The sequence below is a fragment of the Billgrantia antri genome (assembly GCF_019430905.1).
In the GTDB taxonomy this organism is placed as follows: domain Bacteria; phylum Pseudomonadota; class Gammaproteobacteria; order Pseudomonadales; family Halomonadaceae; genus Halomonas; species Halomonas antri.
In genome coordinates this window covers 342,565-359,747 of the sequence record NZ_JAHYCA010000001.1, presented here as the reverse complement: position 1 = coordinate 359,747, position 17,183 = coordinate 342,565, and the positions used below count along the sequence as shown (strand labels likewise).

At 64.3% G+C, this 17,183-nt stretch carries 11 protein-coding genes; 7 read left to right on the top strand and 4 right to left on the bottom strand.

What is annotated here, in order from left to right; genetic code table 11:
* Positions 1 to 31: 31 nt before the first annotated feature.
* From KPL81_RS01625 to KPL81_RS01610, 4 genes are all read right to left on the bottom strand, one after another.
* Positions 32 to 1,384 carry a DUF6638 family protein gene (locus tag KPL81_RS01625; RefSeq protein ID WP_219790416.1) on the bottom strand — a complete coding sequence of 451 codons (1,353 nt, stop codon included), beginning with the start codon at positions 1,382 to 1,384 and terminating at the stop codon, positions 32 to 34.
* Positions 1,381 to 3,321: an AAA family ATPase gene (locus tag KPL81_RS01620; RefSeq protein WP_209473651.1), complete on the bottom strand. Its 1,941-nt coding sequence runs from the start codon at positions 3,319 to 3,321 to the stop codon at positions 1,381 to 1,383. Before KPL81_RS01620 ends, KPL81_RS01625 begins: the two co-directional genes overlap by 4 nt.
* Positions 3,322 to 3,388: 67 nt before the next feature.
* On the bottom strand, positions 3,389 to 4,510 hold the full coding sequence (locus tag KPL81_RS01615; RefSeq protein WP_219790415.1) for a hypothetical protein: 1,122 nt from the start codon (positions 4,508 to 4,510) through the stop codon (positions 3,389 to 3,391).
* Positions 4,511 to 4,639: 129 nt separating this feature from the next.
* The gene (locus KPL81_RS01610; RefSeq protein ID WP_209473649.1) at positions 4,640 to 5,722 is read right to left on the bottom strand and encodes a coiled-coil domain-containing protein; all 1,083 of its coding nucleotides are present in this window, start codon (positions 5,720 to 5,722) and stop codon (positions 4,640 to 4,642) included.
* 648 nt (positions 5,723 to 6,370) lie between these two features.
* Here KPL81_RS01610 and KPL81_RS01605 point away from each other — a divergent pair.
* The 7 genes from KPL81_RS01605 to eutB all read left to right on the top strand — a co-directional run bounded on the left by KPL81_RS01605 (position 6,371) and on the right by eutB (position 17,150).
* Entirely contained in the window at positions 6,371 to 7,240 is an 870-nt protein-coding gene (locus tag KPL81_RS01605) for a carbon-nitrogen hydrolase family protein (RefSeq protein WP_219790414.1), read from the top strand.
* A gap of 136 nt (positions 7,241 to 7,376) precedes the next feature.
* On the top strand, positions 7,377 to 8,849 hold the full coding sequence (locus KPL81_RS01600; protein WP_209473647.1) for a biotin carboxylase: 1,473 nt from the start codon (positions 7,377 to 7,379) through the stop codon (positions 8,847 to 8,849).
* A gap of 41 nt (positions 8,850 to 8,890) precedes the next feature.
* The gene (locus KPL81_RS01595) at positions 8,891 to 9,874 is read left to right on the top strand and encodes a C45 family autoproteolytic acyltransferase/hydrolase (protein ID WP_219790798.1); all 984 of its coding nucleotides are present in this window, start codon (positions 8,891 to 8,893) and stop codon (positions 9,872 to 9,874) included.
* A 40-nt stretch (positions 9,875 to 9,914) separates the two neighbouring features.
* Positions 9,915 to 12,719, top strand: a complete 2,805-nt coding sequence (locus tag KPL81_RS01590; RefSeq protein ID WP_240549004.1) for an aminotransferase class I/II-fold pyridoxal phosphate-dependent enzyme — start codon at positions 9,915 to 9,917, stop codon at positions 12,717 to 12,719.
* Positions 12,720 to 12,911: 192 nt separating this feature from the next.
* A complete protein-coding gene (locus KPL81_RS01585; protein WP_219790413.1) occupies positions 12,912 to 14,411 on the top strand; it encodes an NAD-dependent succinate-semialdehyde dehydrogenase in 1,500 nt (499 codons plus the stop codon).
* Positions 14,412 to 14,601: 190 nt separating this feature from the next.
* Positions 14,602 to 16,026, top strand: a complete 1,425-nt coding sequence (locus KPL81_RS01580) for an aminotransferase (RefSeq protein ID WP_219790412.1) — start codon at positions 14,602 to 14,604, stop codon at positions 16,024 to 16,026.
* 125 nt (positions 16,027 to 16,151) lie between these two features.
* Positions 16,152 to 17,150 carry a hydroxyectoine utilization dehydratase EutB gene (gene eutB / locus KPL81_RS01575; RefSeq protein WP_219790411.1) on the top strand — a complete coding sequence of 333 codons (999 nt, stop codon included), beginning with the start codon at positions 16,152 to 16,154 and terminating at the stop codon, positions 17,148 to 17,150.
* Positions 17,151 to 17,183: the final 33 nt, after the last annotated feature.

Genomic DNA, 17,183 nt, shown 5'->3' with positions numbered 1-17,183 from the left:
ACGCTGTCAGGGTTTCGACCAGGCCTGCCTATCATGCGAATTGCGTGTCCTGGCCCAGGGCGTCGTCGCGGATCCCGGCTCTCGCACCAAGGCCGGTCGTGGGGACGCCACCGTTCATGTCGGGTTCGTCGCCGAACAGGTAGGCGCGAGCCCCGGCCTTGTCCATGGCGTATTCCCGCGCCAGCAAATCAGCCACATAGGCTTTCTTGGTCTCGGGCCAGGTACGGTAGTGACGGTAGAACGCCTCCTTGTGGCAGATGAACAGTTGACGAACGTCCAGCACCGTCAGCTCGGCCAGGAGCATGTTGACCAGATCCCGGTCAGGGCTGTCCGTGGCCCGCAGCAGGTAGAAATAGCTCGGGTGCTCCAGGCCGATCTTGGGCCTTGCCCCTCGCGTCTCGGCCCAGCGGACCATGGCGGCGAGGCCCTCGTACTCCTTGGGAAGGCTATCGGCGTAGCGGGCGGCGAGGCGGCGCATGTCGGAGCGCGACAGGTCGGTAAGGTCAACGCTATCGTTGGCCAGGGCGTCGGCGATGATGAAGTCCATCTTCTGGCGCAGGATCGCGACCTCGTCGGCCCCGTGACGCTTGACGATGGGCTCGGCGAGCTGGTTGTCCCTGAGGAATCTGGCGATCCCCTTGCGGTCGCCGAGGCTGAGGTTGGCGTTGAGGGGCAGTCTTCCCACCGGCTTGCTGGTGCTGGCGATGAGGGCCGAGCGCTTGACGTCCTGGAACAGGTAGAGCCCGCCGAAATGCGCCGTCCAGAAATTCTTCTGCTCGAACGCCACATGCCGCAGGCGCACCGGATTGCGCGTGATGTCGCCGGTAAGCTTGGCCGTCTCCACCATTTCGCCGATCAGGGCTTCGTCGAGCCAGGCGTCTTCCTCGCCCATGAAGCGCTCGATCAGCGCCTCCAGGCGCTCCGCGTGGGCGAGGGTGCCGGCGGTCGTGTCGGCTTCGACGACGATACGCCGGATATCGAACAGGTGCTCGGGGGTAGACACCGCGAGCACCGAGTTCTCCAGCTCGCCGGCCACCGCGTCCGTGGCCGTGAGGGCGAAAAGCTGCTGCTCGTTGGCCTCGATGAAACGGCGCAGGATGTCGCGGCTGGTGGAGAATTCGGCATTGAGCAGAGGGCAGTGCCTCTGCTCGGTCGAGAGCAGGATGAACTGTCGATTCACGCCGCCGTGATTCAGGTAGTGGTGATCGTCGAGCTCGTCGCCGATCTCGGGCGAGTAGCCGGAGATGTCGAGGTGAAACTCGGTCAAGGCGGTAGCCAAGCCCGTCAGGTGTCGCAGGGCTCGGTTGTAACGCTCGACCAGGGCCGGTGAGTCGACGGCAAAGAGATTGCCGAACATCAGGCCCTTCTCGATCAGGCGCTTCATGCCGTGCGCTCCTCCAGGTAGCGGCGCTTGGCCTCCGCCTGGCGGCCGAGGTCGCGTACCATGGCCTCGATCGCTGCCTCGTCCGACTTGCCGGCATAGCGGAACTCGCTGTCGGCGTAGCGGTTGATCTCCTGGAGTACCATTTCGGTGGTAATGGGGACTCTCAGCTCGGCGATCATGGCCGCCTTGGTGTCGTAATCCTGGAACAGGAACAGTTCAGGGTTCTCCATCCACTCGTCGGGCAGCTCGAAATCCATCGAGCGTACCTTTACCGCATCGGTGATGTTCTTGATCGCGCGACCGGTGAAGCGCTCGTCGGTTTCCTGGATCGCCTTCAGGTAGGTGCCGAGCTTGGCAATGGTGTCGAGTTCGCCGATTCGGGAGTGCACGCGGTCGAACACTGCCAGCAAGGCCTCCTCCTGCGGGCGATTGTGGGACTCGAAGGAGCGGGCCACGGCTTGCCTGATTTCCTGCGCGGCATACAGATCGTGCTCGCCCAGGGCAATCTGGTGATTGCTGCCCAGCAACAGGTGCAGCACGTCGATATAGTCCTCCCGGGTCTGGGGTCCATCCACCAGGAAGCGGGCGCCCGAGCGCTGGCGCAGCGCGTCGTCGACGTTCTCGGGGTAGTTGGAGAACATGCCGAAGGTGCAGTTGCCCCGGACCAGGGTGTTGGCCCCGGCGAAGGCATCCATGAGCACGGCGGTGACTTCCTGCTGGCCGGCAGACGACTGGCGGTCGCCGCGCTTGCCGGCGATCTGGTCGATATCGTCCACGGTGCCGAAGCCGATCACACCGGGGTCCATCACGGCATCGATGAAAGCCTTGGCGTTCTGGCCCGACTTGCCCTGATAGCTGTCGATGTTGTCGATGCCGAAGTTCTGGTAGCGAAAGGGGTATCCGGCCACCTGACAATAGTCGTGCAGCAGGCCCGCCATCATCTGGATCAGGGTGGTCTTGCCCGTTCCCGGCTTGCCGTCGCCCATGAAGGTGAAGATGAACCCGCCCATGTCGGCGAAAGGGTTAAGGCGGCGGTCGAAGTCATAGGCCATCAGCATCTTGGCCAGGCGCAGCGCCTGGTACTTGGCGATGTGGTTGCCGACCACCTCGTGGGGTTTCTTGAACGCCATGGTGAAGGTGGTGGATCTCGCCTTGGTCGCCGGCTCGAAGCCGCGCAGGGTCAGGTCGTCGGCCTCGACGCGCCAGGCGGCGTCGGTGAAGGGCGCCAGCCGAGGCGCGTTCTGGGCGCGTAGAGCGACCTTCTCCATGGCCTGTTCGGCGAAAGCGGAAAGGGTCGCGATCAGCCTGGCATCGTCAGCGGCATGCAGCGCCAGCTTCTGGTCCAGCTCCCATAGCGCCCCATGCAGCGCAAGCTGGGCGTTGTCGGTCAGCACTTCCTCGACCTCGCCGATTTCGACCTGAACTTCCCCGGCATGGGGCGCCAGCAGGAAGGCGGTGGCGTTGGCGAAGACATGCAGCACGGTCAAGGCTTCGGCGGCCAGAAGCTGCGTGAATTCGGCCTTGCGGGCGGTGTCCAGGGTGCCGGACAGATTGGCCCGCTTCAGCTCGGCCAGGCCCGAACCCACGGAGTAGGTTTCGCCCATTGCCAGGGCAGTGGCAAGTGCCCGACGCAGCAGGTGCAAGGCGGTGGCCTGCAGAGGCGTCATCAGCGGGTCGTCATCGTCTGCTGCCTCGACCCGGGCGCGCAGGTGAACGCCCTCTGGGCGGGCCGTGGTGCGAGTCACCAGCCCCGGCGTGGTGGAACGAAAGCGGCGGGTGCGACCAACTCCCGGGGAACGCTCCGGATCCGCGGCATCGACCTGTGGCCTGGCAATGCGCGGGGTATGGTCGATCCCTTCCAGCATGGCCGTGGCGGCAACGTAATGCTTGCGGATCTCCTCTTCACGAAGCTCCATCTGATCGCTGGTAAAACTCATGGCATCCTCACTTCGGGGCGATCCTGCCCCTTGTCGTATCACCGGCTTGCTTGGCCTTCACGCAAGCTCAATAGCTCAATACCTGTCCGTTGGGGTTGACCACGAACTTATGCACGTCCGAGAAGCCGGGCGGAGCGAGCTCGGCCAGCGCCTGAAAGGGGCGCTGGGGCAGGATGATCGCCCGCTCGGTTCGAGTGGCGCCGGTGTCGGCCCCGCGTCCGCCGAAGGGATCCAGGGCGAAGACCTCGCGCTCCACCTTGTTGAACCAGCCGACTCTCTCGTCGCGAACGTCCTCGCTTTCCAGCGCTTCCATGGTCCAGGCCAGCACCCAATCCTGTCCTTCGCCGGCACGGGCGTCCTCCAGCACGCGGCGCAGCGGGCCGGCTTGCTCGGTATAGGCCGAGGAATACATCGGCCCCACGTGGAAGCGCAGCAGTCGCTTGGGATGCAGGCAGTGAAAATCCTCATCGAAACCGCGGGCAATGGTGAGCAGCTTCAAGCCGGCCAGGGACTGGGCCATCAGGTGCTCCTGCACGTCCAGCCAGCGAACGAGATCCTGGGGCAGGGCGGTCTTGCCGCTGTCCTCGACGTCGGCCAGATAGATCACCGGCAGATTGATCTGGCTGTCGTAGGCGGCCCAATGGAGCATGAACCGGCGACGGCCCGCGCCGGTATTGCCGAGCCATTCGCACTCAGGGTGATTCTGGGCCCAGAACAGCTCGCCCTTGAGCAGCTCCTCGTAATAGAGCCGTTGGGACAGGGCATGTTGCAGCCGAGTCGGCGTCTTGCGCTCGCTGAGGATGGCGCGAACCATCTGCTCCTTGAGCTTGCCGGCGGAGGGTAGATGGGACAGATGTTTCTGGGCTTGCTGGGCATCGTTTGCCATATGCAGCAGCTCCAGCGCCAGCGGGAAACCACTGTCGCTCCTGTCCACCTTCAGGCTGTGGGACAGGCGCCCACCCTCCTGTCCGGCCAAGAGATACTTCATGCTCAGTGCCTGGAAGCTGTAGTTGAGCTGTGCCAGGTAGCGAGTCAGTAACCTCACCTCGACCTTGTCGAGCCGGCCCTCCGAATGCATGGCGGCGGCGACTCGTCTCAGGTGCTGGAGGATCTGCTTGAATTTGCGGAAATAGCGTCGCGAGGCAAAGGGATCGGTCAGTTCGCCATGCTCCAGACTAGGATCCGTCATCGATGTCTCTCTCCGGTTGCAGCGGGCCGCTCTGACTCCCCGGACGTTCATGAAGCCCGACCACCGGTGCGGGCGCCGCCAGGGGTCGGGAGTCGTTGCCTGTAGGGGCGCGGTTTGGAGTGCCGGCTATCAGCCGCCGTAGAGGTTCTTGTCGTGCTTCTCGACGATGGCAGAGAATCGACGGGCAAAGCGCTCGTCCGCCTTGGCCTTCTTCTCGAGTACGTCGCGGGAATACACCATGTGACCTTCATGGGCTTCGAGCATATCGGCCATGCGCTGATTGGTTGCGGTGCCGATCGCCGCCATGGCGGTCTGGGCTTCCTTGTCGGTTTCTACCCCGATTTCATTGATGCGATGGGCGACTTCCTGCTGCTGGGCCGTCTTGAGCGACTTGGTCAGGGCATCGTAGAGCACCACGCGCTGCTGGGTGTCGGTCTGCAGCTTGTTGATCAGCACCATCTGCGTTGCCGCCTGGTTCTGCAGGCTGTCGACCCAGGTCTTGCCCTTCTCGACATAGCGCTCCAGGGTCTGCGACTTGGCGATCTTGACCTGCTCCTCCTGGACCATGGCGTTGTACGTCTCGTTGACCTCGGCCAGCTCGGTTTCCAGCTTGGCCCTGCCGGCGGCATCCTGTTCGACGGCAATGCGGTTCTCGAGCTCGACGATCCTGGGGTCCAGCGCCAGGATGTCGGCGCGCACGGCTTCCAGCTCGTGTACCGTCGCCTCCCTGTCATCCAGGGTCGCTGCCAGGTTCTGCTGCACTCTCTCACGCTGTTCCTCCAGCGCTTCGAGCTGTTCCTGCAGCAGCTTGACGATCACGTCGGATTTCGAGATCAGATCCTGCAGCTTGTCATCGATGTTGGCGGTGCGAATGCGCTCCTGGCGCATCGACTCCGATTTGCCTTTGCTGAACAAGCTGACGAAGCTCTCCCAGCCGGTCTTGCCACGCATGTCGTCGAAGTCTTTCGAGAAGGCCGCCGTGGTGTCATCCAGTCCCATGATGAGTTCGGCGATATTGGCGTTCATCAGCTCGGCATGCGCTTGAACGTCGTCGAGGGTCGCGTTCTCGATATCGATGCTGGCATCTTCGCCCGCTTCGATCTTGTTGCGTGCCGTCTCCATACGCGAAGTGACGGCGGCGATCTTGGCCCGTGAGTCCCTGACCTTCTCTTCGGATTCCTGAATCAGCTTGTCGAACTGCGAGGAACTCATGCTTCCTTTCCTTTAAAGACGAATGAACGGTCACCTGGAGAGCGGCTTATTTAGGGGGCTTTCGATTCGGTGTCAAATCGTAACGTTGTGTTTCAGGGAGGCGGAAACGCCACCCCGATGTGGGCGCCGAGCGCCGATGTCAGGCACCTTTGCGCGCCTGAGAATGCCGGCAGATAGCGACATTTCGCCTTGCTGCTCCGCAACGGGGTGGGGGGATTGTGCCCCCTGACCTGTGCAGGTCGGTTTGGCTTACACGTTTATGGCTAATGTCTTACAGAAACATTCCTGTTTGACGTACACGAATGGCAGCCATGTCGTACGTGACGGAGCGAGCCGACGCAGGCGATTCGCTCGCAGTCGTGAGGCGACAGAAACCCCCATCGACATAGGCAGAAGCTTGGCGCCAGTGGTGCAACCCTTGTGAAGGGAGGCATATGCCGCTGGCTGCGGTGGAAGGCCCCTAAGGCGGGCGCTGCAAGGCAGCCAACGCGAACTCAACGTTGATACGCCGGCGGCATCCATGGCATAAGCTAAAGGCGAGGGTGAACAGGAGTTCACCTGGCCGGGCGATCTTCCGGCACGTCATCGTGGTGCCGGACGAGTTGATTAGCGCCCTGAGACGAGATCGCCTGACGCAGAGAGATGCCCATGTCCTACTTCACCATCGCCGGGGTGCAGATGCAGGCCCTGCATCACGGTGACAATACCGAGGCCATGCGCCACCGGGTCGACGTGCTGATGAGCCGCTTCCCCCAGGTGCAGATGGTCCTGTTCAGCGAGCTGATGGCGTTGGGTGCCTCGCCGCACCATGCCCACCCGCTGCCGAGCCATGTCGAGCAATTCTTCTGCCAGCTTGCCGAGCAGTACCGTATCTGGCTGATTCCCGGTTCGATGTTCGAGCGCACCGAGCACGGTATCTACAACACCCTGTCGGTGATCGACCCAAGCGGCCAGGTAGTGGCGCGCTATCGCAAGATGTTTCCCTTTCGCCCCTACGAGGCGGGCGTGGAGAGCGGCAGCGAGTTCGTGCTGTTCGACGTACCCAACGTCGGCCGCTTCGGCGTGTCGATCTGCTACGACATGTGGTTTCCCGAGACTACCCGGACGCTCGCAGCGATGGGTGCCGAGGTCATCCTCCACCCGACCATGACCGATACCATCGACCGCGACATCGAACTCTCCATCGCCCGGACCAACGCCGCGGTCAATCAGTGCTACTTCTTCGACATCAACGGCGCGGGTGCCATCGGCAATGGCCGCTCGATCGTGGTGGGGCCTTCGGGGGATGTCATCCACCAGGCTGGCTCCGGCGAGGAGATCATGCCCATCGAGGTGGATTTCAGCCGTGTGCGGCGCGAGCGCGAAACCGGCCTGCGTGGCCTGGGGCAGCCGCTCAAGAGCTTTCGCGACCGCCAAGTGGACTTCTCCGTCTACCGCTTCGAGCAGGGGCCCACGCCGTTCCTGGCCGGTCTGGGGCCGCTGGCCAAACCGCAGCGCACCGATATCGAGGAGTATTGACCACTAGGAGGCCGCCATGCGGGAGTTCCTGATTCGCTTGATGCAACGATTCTTCCGGCCTCGGGGCTCCCTCCCGTCAGCGGCTCGCCCGAGGCGCGCCGCTGCCACCCCTTCCGCCATCGATGGAGCGACAACAATGAACAAGATCACCAGCATTGCCGATGTGCGTCGCCATTTCCGCAACAACAAGGAGCCGGTCTACTTTATTTCCGCCACCAACTTCAACCTGCTCGGCATCGGTGACTGGGTGGGTAGCTTTCGCCACATCAACTACATCGACTGCTTCGACGGTCAGCAGCGCAACGTCTTCGTGCCCAAGGAGAAGTTCCCGCGCGACTTCGAGAGTATCGAGGACATCAACAACTACCTGCTCGAGCACAAGGAGGTCATCGACTTCATCCAGTCGCGCGCCGATGGCGAAAACGCCGGGGTGGCCGCCTTCCTGATGTTCGATGAGCACACCGAGGAGATCTGCCGGCAGCTTGGCCTGCGCGTCGCCTTCCCGCCGGCGGCGCTGCGCAGCCGCATGGACAACAAGATCGAGACGGTGCGTATCGGCAACAAGGCCGGGGTGCCCAGCGTGCCCAACGTGCTGGCCAAGGTCGGCAGCTACCGGGAGCTGCTCGAGGTCAGCAAGGAACTGGGCGACGACCTGGTGGTGCAGACTGCCTACGGCGACTCCGGGCACACCACCTTCTTCATCGCCAGCGAGGACGACTACTACAAGCATGCCGAGGAGATCGAGGCCGAACCCGAGGTCAAGATCATGAAGCGCATCAACTGCCGCGGCTCGGCGATCGAGGCCTGTGCCACCCGCTGCGGCACCGTGGTCGGTCCGCTGATGACCGAACTGGTCGGCTTCAAGTCGCTGACACCCTACAAGGGCGGCTGGTGCGGCAACGAAATGTTCGCCGGCGCCTTCAGCCAGGAGGTCCGCGACAAGGCGCGCGAGTACACCTTCAAGTTCGGCGAGGCGCTGCGCGAGGAGGGCTATCGCGGCTACTTCGAGCTCGACTTCCTCATCGACATGGACAACGGCGAGGTTTACCTGGGCGAGCTCAACCCTCGCGTCACCGGCGCCAGTTCGCTGACCAACGTGGCGGCCTTCGCCCACTCCGATATCCCGCTGTTCCTCTTTCACCTACTGGAATTCTCGGAGGTCGACTTCGAGCTGGACATCGAGGAGATCAACGAGCGCTGGTCGCATCCCGAGAGCGTCGACAGCTGGAGCCAACTGGTGATCAAGCACACCGACGAAAGCGTCGACCTGCTGACCCAGGCGCCGCGCACCGGTGTCTGGCGTATGGCCGAGGATGGCAAGATCGGCTACGACCACTACAGTTACCACCCCCATGCCGCAGAGAATGAGCGTGAAGCCTTCTTCCTGCGCATCAGCGGGCCGGGCGATTTTCGCTACGAAGGCGCCGACCTGGGCATTTTGATCACTCGCGGCCGCCTGATGGATGACGATTTCCAGCTTACCGAGCGTGCCAAGGCCTGGATCGAGGGCATTCGCGGCGAATACGCCGGCCAGCCGCTGCAGGACCCGGCGGTAGAGGAGGTCGCCGTGACCCACGCCATCGGCGGCGGCAATTTCAAGATCCTGTGAACATCGGGGTAGCAGGGCATTACGAGGCGCGGCAGGTGGAAATGGAGAAAACGCTGGTATTCCGTACCCTGCAGGAGGCGTTGCCGGGGCCCAAGTGGCAGTCGCTGTTCGACTACCACTGGCCGGCCTACGAGGCATGGTACCTGGCCGAGGGCGAGCGTGAACGGCCGGCTTACCTGAGCTGCTACAACGCCCTGCGCCGGCACATGCCGGAGTTGCTCGAGACTTACCGGGCTCTTTGCGAACTGGCCGGCGGGGGCGACCTGGCGGCGCGCTTTCTCAGCCTCTACCAGCCGCCGCCCTACATCACCGGCTGTTCCCAGGCGGTACTGGCACGTCCCGGCGCGCCCCTGCTGGCACGCAACTACGACTACCCGCCGGAACTGTGCGAGGGCACCGTCCTGCATACCCGCTGGAACGGGCGCGGCGTGATCGCCATGACTGATTGCCTGTGGGGGGTGCTGGACGGCATGAACGAGCATGGCCTCGCCGTATCGCTGGCCTTCGGCGGGCGCAAGGCGGTAGGCGAAGGCTTCGGCGCCCCCATCATCCTGCGCTACCTGCTGGAGTTCTGCGATGACGTACCCCATGCCGCCGAGGTGCTGGCCCGTGTGCCCACCCACATGGCCTACAACATCACCCTGACCGACGCCGCAGGGCGCTACGTCACGGCGATGATCGCCCCCGATCGTCGGGCCAGCATCCGCCGGGTGCCGGTGGCCACCAACCATCAGAAGAGGATCGAGTGGTACGCCCACGCACTGGCTTCGGAGACCCTGATCCGCGAGCGCCAGCTATCAATCCTGGTGGATGACGAGGCCACCACCGAGGCGCGCCTGCTCGAGGCTTTTGCCGCACCCCCGCTGTTCCGCCGCGACTATACGCGAGGGCTGGGGACCATCTATACCGCGGCCTACTGGCCGGTGACGGGACGGGTGAGCTATCGCTGGCCGGGCGAGACCCTCGACCTGTCCTTCGAGCACTTCCCCGAAAGGCAACTGAGGGTTCGTTACGGCCCCAGATAGCCGGTGTGGGCGGCCGCGAGCCGACGCTGGAAGAACGACAATGAACAACGATAGAAGGGGTGTCGCCATGCACGAGAGCAGCCATACCGAAACGCCCTATACTGCGCTGGGCTTCTATCACAAGATCTCCCAGCTTCGCGCCGATACCTGGAACGCGCTGAAGCGCGACCTGGGGCAACTGGTGCGGCTCAGCGACGAGAGCCGTGTGCGCAACCTGGTCAAGGCGATCGACGTCAAGCTGACGCGGCTCGAGATCATCGAGGATTATCATGCCTTTCCCTCCAAGGAGGACTTTCGCCATCTCTGGTCGCTGTTCGACCGCGAGGAGTACGTGCTGCTGGAGAAGGTGGTCAAGCGCCTGGTGCGGGCGCTGATCAGTGAATCCTACCGGCGGCGTCACGTCGATCTCAGCGAGACCGATGCCGACGCCGAGGATCTCGAGACCCTCGACGCTCTGGCGCAGCTGCGCCACGGCCACCCGGCCTCCAACAGTTCGGCGCAGCCCTACTTCGAGCTGCTGATAGTCGACAACCTCTCGGCCCAGGAAGAGGAGGTGGTGCGCGAGGCGTTCCACAGCCTGCGCCGGCCGGAGGACCGCTTCGTCTACGACGTGGTCACGGTGCGCAGCTTCGAGGACGCGCTGATCGCGGTGCTGGTCAATCCCAACATCCAGGCCTGCTTGATCCGCTACGAGTTTCCCTACAAGTCCAAGTACAACCTCAGCGCCCTGCGCAATTACCTGGAGGGACTCTCGGAGCAGGAGCTGGAGCACCAGTCGGAGGCGGAGCGCAGCATTCTGCTCAGTTCGATGATCCATGAACTGCGCCCCGAGATCGACCAGTTCCTGGTCACCAGCGGCGACGTGGAGGCCACGGCGAGTCGCGACATTCGCCACTTCAACCGCATCTTCTACCGCGAAACCGACTACATCGAGCAGCATCACACCATCCTGCGGGCCATCGACAGCCGCTACCGCACGCCGTTCTTCGATGCCCTGCGCGAATACAGCAAGAAGCCCACCGGGGTATTCCATGCGATGCCCATCTCGCGGGGCAAGTCGGTAACCCGCTCGCACTGGGCGGGCCACATGATCGACTTCTACGGCATCAACATCTTCCTCGCCGAGACCTCGGCGACCTCCGGTGGGCTCGACTCGCTGCTGCAGCCCTATGGACCGATCAAGAAGGCCCAGGAGTACGCCGCCCGGGCCTTCGGCGCGCGCCAGAGCTACTTCGTCACCAACGGCACGTCCACTGCCAACAAGATCGTGGTGCAGGCGCTGATCAAGCCGCGCGACATCGTGCTGATCGACCGCGACTGCCACAAGTCGCACCACTACGGCATGGTACTGGCCGGCGCCCACGTCAACTATTTGGATTCCTATCCGCTCAACGACTACTCCATGTATGGCGCGGTGCCGCTGCGCGAAATCAAGAAGACTTTGCTCGCCTACAAGCGTGCAGGCGAACTCGACCGGGTCAAGATGCTGCTGCTGACCAATTGCACCTTCGACGGCGTGGTCTACAACGTGCGCCGGATGATGGAGGAGTGCCTGGCGATCAAGCCCGACCTGGTGTTCCTGTGGGACGAGGCGTGGTTCGCCTTCGCCACCTTCAACCCCACCTACCGACCGCGCACCGCCATGCATGCTGCCCGCACCCTGCGCGACCGCTACCGTAGCGAGGCCTACCGCGAGGAGTATGCGGCGTGGAAGGAGGCATTCGACGCGCTCGACCCCGATGACGATGCTACCTGGCTCGAACAGCGGCTGCTGCCCGACCCGGATACGGTGCGTATTCGCACCTATGCCACCCACTCCACCCACAAGACCCTGACCTCGCTGCGTCAGGGCTCGATGATCCACGTCTACGACCAGGAGTTCCGCCAGCGCGTCGAGGCCCCGTTCCACGAGGCCTACATGACCCACACCTCGACCTCGCCCAACTACCAGATCCTCGCCTCGCTGGACGTGGGGCGCATGCAGGCCGAGATGGAAGGGTTCGAGCTGGTCCACGCCCAGGTGGAGGCGGCGCTGTCGCTGCGCGAACAGCTCTACACCCATCCGCTGCTGCAGAAGTACTTCCGCGTGCTCAAGAACATCGACATGGTGCCCGCCGAGTACCGCGAGTCGGGAGTCGAGTCCTACTACGACCCGGTAACCGGCTGGAACCAGATGGAGGAGGCCTGGGCACGGGACGAGTTCGTGGTCGATCCCACCCGGGTGACCATCGCCATCGGCAATACCGGCGTGGATGGCGATGCGTTCAAGAACGAGTACCTGATGAACAAGTACGGCATCCAGATCAACAAGACCTCGCGCAATACCGTGCTGTTCATGACCAACATCGGTACCACCCGAGGTTCCATTGCCTATCTGCTCGACGTGCTGATCAAGCTGGCCAAGGAGTTCGAGTACCGCTGGGAGGAGAGCAGCCGCCCCGAGCGCAAGATCATCGAGCGCCGGGTTCATTCGCTGACTCGTGAATTGCCACCGCTGCCCGACTTCAGTCGCTTCCACGACGCCTTCCGCCAGTGCAGCGAGACGCCCGAGGGCGACATTCGCCGCGCCTACTTCCTAAGCTACGACGAGGAGAACACCGAGTACCTGCGCTTCGACAACGGCGAACTCCAGGCCGAGATGCGTGCCGGCCGTGACGTGGTCTCGGCGAGCTTCGTGATTCCCTATCCGCCGGGCTTCCCGGTGCTGGTGCCGGGGCAAGTGATCAGCGAGGAGATCCTGCATTTCCTGCAGGCGCTCGACGTCAAGGAGATCCATGGTTACCGGCCCGAACTGGGCCTGATCGTATTCACCGAGGAGGCCCTGGCAGCACCGCCAGAGACGTGAGCGCCGTGCACAGAAAAAAACGCAACTTACCCATGGAGGACAAAAAAAAGCGCATACGTCCCGTGGGCTAACGAAAAGTCCCGCCCTGGTTTTGCCCTTACCCTGTACCCATCGAGCAGCCACGGGCTGCTCACTCGTTTTTGCCACGCTCGGCGCCGTCGATGAGGGAGCCGAGATCAGGGGAGGTGCCGCATGAACATGAAGCTGACCAATACACTGTCCACCATGCTCGACGATCCGCGTCTGTTTCGTCAGCACGCCTATGTGAACGGCAAGTGGACCCACGGCGACGGCGGCCGTGAGGAGACGGTCTTCGATCCCGCCACCGGCGAGGTCATCGGCTACATACCCTGGCTCGAGGCGCACCAGATCCGCGAGGCGGTGGACGCCGCCGATGCGGCCTTCGCTCAGTGGCGCGCATTGCGTGCCGACGAGCGAGCCGAACGCCTGCTGGCCTGGCACGACCTGCTGCAGGCCAACCGTGAAGACCTCGCCACCATCATGACCCTGGAGCAGGGCAAGCCGCTGCCCGACGCCCGCGGCGAGGTGGAGTACGGTGCCAGCTTTGTGCGCTGGTTCGCCGAGGAGGGCAAGCGCACCTTTGGAGAGACCATTCCCAGCCACATCCCCAACGCCGCGCTGGGCACGCTCAAGGAGCCGGTGGGCATCGCCGCGCTGATCACCCCGTGGAACTTCCCGCTGGCAATGATCACCCGCAAGGCCGCCGCCGCCCTGGCCGCCGGCTGCCCGGTGATCGTCAAGCCGGCCGGCGAGACGCCGTTCTCGGCGCTGGCGCTGGCCGAACTGGCCGAGCGCGCCGGCATTCCCGCCGGGGTGTTCTCCGTGGTGCTGGGCGAACCCGCCGAGGTTTCGAAAATTCTGTGTGCCGAGGAGCGCATCAAGGCGCTATCCTTCACCGGTTCCACTCGGGTCGGCAGGCTGCTGCTCGAGCAGAGCGCCCAGACGGTGAAGCGTGTGTCGCTGGAGCTCGGCGGCAACGCCCCGTTCATCGTCGGCCCCGACATGGACCCCAGGGAGGCGGCCTTCGCCGCGGTGGCGGCCAAGTTCCAGACCGCGGGTCAGGACTGCCTGGCAGCCAACCGCATCCTGGTGCACGAGTCGATCCACGATGAGTTCGTCGCGCACTTCGCCGAGCGCATGGCGGCGCTGACCGTGGGCAACGGCATGCAGGGCGAGGTCGACCTGGGGCCGCTGATCCATCGCCAGGCGGTAGACAAGGCGGCGGCCATCGTAGACGACGCCATCTCCCGCGGTGCCACGCTGGTGGCCGGCGACCAGACCCTGGCACCGGGTGACAACTTCTTCATGCCCACGCTGCTCACCGGCGTGACGCCTGAGATGAAAGTGTGGCGCGAGGAGAACTTCGCCCCGGTGGCCGGCGTGACCGCCTACCGCGACGACGAAGAAGTCATCGCCATGGCCAACGACACCGAGTACGGCCTGGCGGCCTATGTCTACACCCACGACATCCGCCGCATCTGGAAGCTGCTGCGGGCGCTGGAGTACGGCATGGTCAGCGTCAACTCGGTGAAGATGACCGGCCCGCCGGTGCCCTTCGGCGGCGTCAAGCAGTCGGGATTGGGCCGCGAGGGCGGCATCACCGGGATCGATGAGTATCTCGAGACTAAGTATTACTGTCTCGGCGCCCTGGGCTCCGTTTCTGGTAGTTGAGCTTGCTGCGCTCGGCCAGACGGCGTTGGATCTTGATTCGAACATGCTCATTTACAGAACGTAAACTCCGCTGTTCTCGTCAAGATCCGCCTTGTCTGGCCTTCGCTCGCAGAGCCCTCATGATTAGTAGTCATCAATTGAACATCCTCCCCGGCCGGAAGCCGGAGAGCCTACGAGAAGAGAGAACGAAATGAGCCAGCAGCACCGCGATCTGATCGAGCGCGACCGCAAGGTCACCTTCCACGCCTCCACCCACCTGCGTGACTTCGCCCACGGCGACGCGCCGGGCCGGGTGATCACCGGCGGCAAGGGCATCCATATCGTCGACAAGGACGGCCGCGAGTTCATCGACGGCTTCGCCGGGCTGTACTGCGTCAACATCGGCTACGGCCGCACCGAGGTAGCCGAGGCGATCTACCAGCAGGCGCTGGAGCTCTCCTACTACCACACCTACGTGGGCCACTCCAACGAACCGCAGATCGCGCTGTCCGAGAAGATCATCGAGCTCGCCGGCCCCGGCATGTCCAAGGTCTACTACGGCCTGGGCGGCAGCGATGCCAACGAGACCCAGCTCAAGATCGTGCGCTACTACAACAACGTGCTGGGTCGCCCGCAGAAGAAGAAGGTCATCTCGCGTCAGCGCGGCTATCATGGCTCGGGCCTGGCCACCGGTTCGCTGACCGGCCTCAAGGCGTTCCACGACCAGTTCGACCTGCCGCTGGCCGGCATCCTGCACACCGAGGCGCCGTACTACTACCACCGCGCCGCCGAGCAGGAGGGCATGAGCGAGCGCGAGTTCTCCCGGTTCTGCGCGCAGAAGCTGGAGGAGATGATCCTGGCCGAAGGCCCCGACACCGTGGCCGCCTTCATCGGTGAGCCGGTGCTCGGCACCGGCGGCATCGTGCCGCCGCCGGAAGGCTACTGGGAAGCGATCCAGGCGGTGCTGGCCAAGTACGACGTGCTGCTGATCGCCGACGAAGTGGTGTGCGGCTTCGGTCGCATCGGTGCCGACTTCGGCAGCCACCACTACGGCATCAAGCCTGACCTGATCACCGTCGCCAAGGGCCTGACCAGCGCCTACCAGCCGCTCTCCGGCGTGATCGTCGGCGACCGCGTTTGGAGCGTGCTGGAGCAGGGTACCGCCGAGTACGGTCCCATCGGCCATGGCTGGACCTACTCCGGCCATGCCCTGGGCTGCGCCGCGGCGCTGGCCAACCTGGCGATCATCGAGCGCGAGGGCCTGACCCAAAACGCCGCCGAAACCGGTGCCTATCTGCAGCAGCGGATGCAGGCCGCCTTCGGCGACCACCCCATCGTCGGCAACGTGCGCGGCGTGGGCATGCTGGCGGCGCTGGAGTTCTCCGTCGACCCGGCCAAGCGCAAGCACTTCGACGCCGCACACAAGGTCGGCGCGCGCATCGCCGCAGCGTCGCTGGACGAGAACTTGATCGCCCGTGCCATGCCCCAGGGTGACATCCTCGGCTTCGCGCCGCCGCTGGTGGCGACCCGCACCGAGGTCGACGAGATCGTCGCCCGTGCCGAGCGCGCGGTGAACAAGGTCACCGACGAGCTGGTTCGTGAGGGCGTGGTCAAGGCCTCCATGTCGTACAGCTGAGCGATCCCGAAGGGAATCCAAGGCCGCGGTCGATCCGCGGCCTTGTTTCGTCTTGGCCCGGCCCGCCGATCTCCTCTAGGCTGAAAGCGCTATCCCATGCCATCCGTTCTGGAGCCGGACTAGCCATGTCGCATTCCGAGCACGGCGTTTCTCTTGCCTCCGTGTACCAGGCGCGGCGGCGCATCGCCGGCCAGGCGGTACGCACTCCGCTGATTCGCTCCTCTGCACTCTCGCAGCGCTTCGACGCCGAGGTGCTGCTCAAGCTGGAAACCCAACAGCCGACCGGTGCCTTCAAGCTGCGCGGTGCCGCCAACATGATCGCTGCGCTGATCGAACGTCACGGTCGCGGCGCCCTGGCCAGCGGTGTCGTCACTGCTTCTACCGGCAACCATGGCCGAGCGGTGGCGTATGCCGCCGCCCGACTTGGCGTGCCGGCGACGATCTGCCTGTCGCGGCTGGTGCCGGCCAACAAGGTGGCGGCCATCGAGGCGCTGGGTGCCGAGGCCAGGCGCGTGGGCGAGAGCCAGGACGAGGCCTTCGGCGAGGTCGAACGGCTGGTTCGCGAGCGCGGCATGACCCTGATTCCTCCCTTCGACGATGCCTTGATAGCGGCCGGACAGGGCACCATCGGCGTGGAACTGATGGAGGATGCGCCGGATCTCGACCGGGTCGTCGTCGGACTCTCCGGTGGCGGTCTGCTCGGCGGCATCGGTGCGGCGGTGAAGGCGATCCGCCCCGAGACGCGCCTCACCGGGGTGAGCCTTTCGCGCGGGGCGGCGATGTGGGAGAGCCTGCAAGCCGGCCAGCCCGTGGCGGTGGAGGAGGTCGCGAGCCTGGCCGACTCGCTGGGGGGCGGCATCGGCCTCGACAATCACTGCACGTTCAGCCTGGTTCGCGAGGTGATGGACGATCACTACCAGGTCTCGGAAGAGGCCATCGCCCAGGCCATGGTCGACATCCTCGAGCACGAGAAGCTGCTGGTGGAGGGTGCCGCCGCGGTGGGGCTGGCAGCCCTCGCCGAGCATGGCATCGAGGTGCGCGGCCAGCGGGTGGCGCTGATTCTTTCAGGCAACGGGGTGGCGCTGGAGACGTTGGACCGGGCGCGGGCCATGGTCGGCCGTTGAGAGGGAGGGCAATGGGCTCAGCGCTTCCTGGGT

Bases quoted from the DNA above. Each gene is read 5' to 3' on its own strand.
- KPL81_RS01625 (WP_219790416.1), bottom strand. From the start codon at position 1,384: ATGAAGCGCCTGATCGAGAAGGGCCTGATGTTCGGCAATCTCTTTGCC.
- KPL81_RS01620 (WP_209473651.1), bottom strand. From the start codon at position 3,321: ATGAGTTTTACCAGCGATCAGATGGAGCTTCGTGAAGAGGAGATCCGC.
- KPL81_RS01615 (WP_219790415.1), bottom strand. From the start codon at position 4,510: ATGACGGATCCTAGTCTGGAGCATGGCGAACTGACCGATCCCTTTGCC.
- KPL81_RS01610 (WP_209473649.1), bottom strand. From the start codon at position 5,722: ATGAGTTCCTCGCAGTTCGACAAGCTGATTCAGGAATCCGAAGAGAAG.
- KPL81_RS01605 (WP_219790414.1), top strand. From the start codon at position 6,371: ATGTCCTACTTCACCATCGCCGGGGTGCAGATGCAGGCCCTGCATCAC.
- KPL81_RS01600 (WP_209473647.1), top strand. From the start codon at position 7,377: ATGAACAAGATCACCAGCATTGCCGATGTGCGTCGCCATTTCCGCAAC.
- KPL81_RS01595 (WP_219790798.1), top strand. From the start codon at position 8,891: ATGGAGAAAACGCTGGTATTCCGTACCCTGCAGGAGGCGTTGCCGGGG.
- KPL81_RS01590 (WP_240549004.1), top strand. From the start codon at position 9,915: ATGAACAACGATAGAAGGGGTGTCGCCATGCACGAGAGCAGCCATACC.
- KPL81_RS01585 (WP_219790413.1), top strand. From the start codon at position 12,912: ATGAACATGAAGCTGACCAATACACTGTCCACCATGCTCGACGATCCG.
- KPL81_RS01580 (WP_219790412.1), top strand. From the start codon at position 14,602: ATGAGCCAGCAGCACCGCGATCTGATCGAGCGCGACCGCAAGGTCACC.
- eutB (WP_219790411.1), top strand. From the start codon at position 16,152: ATGTCGCATTCCGAGCACGGCGTTTCTCTTGCCTCCGTGTACCAGGCG.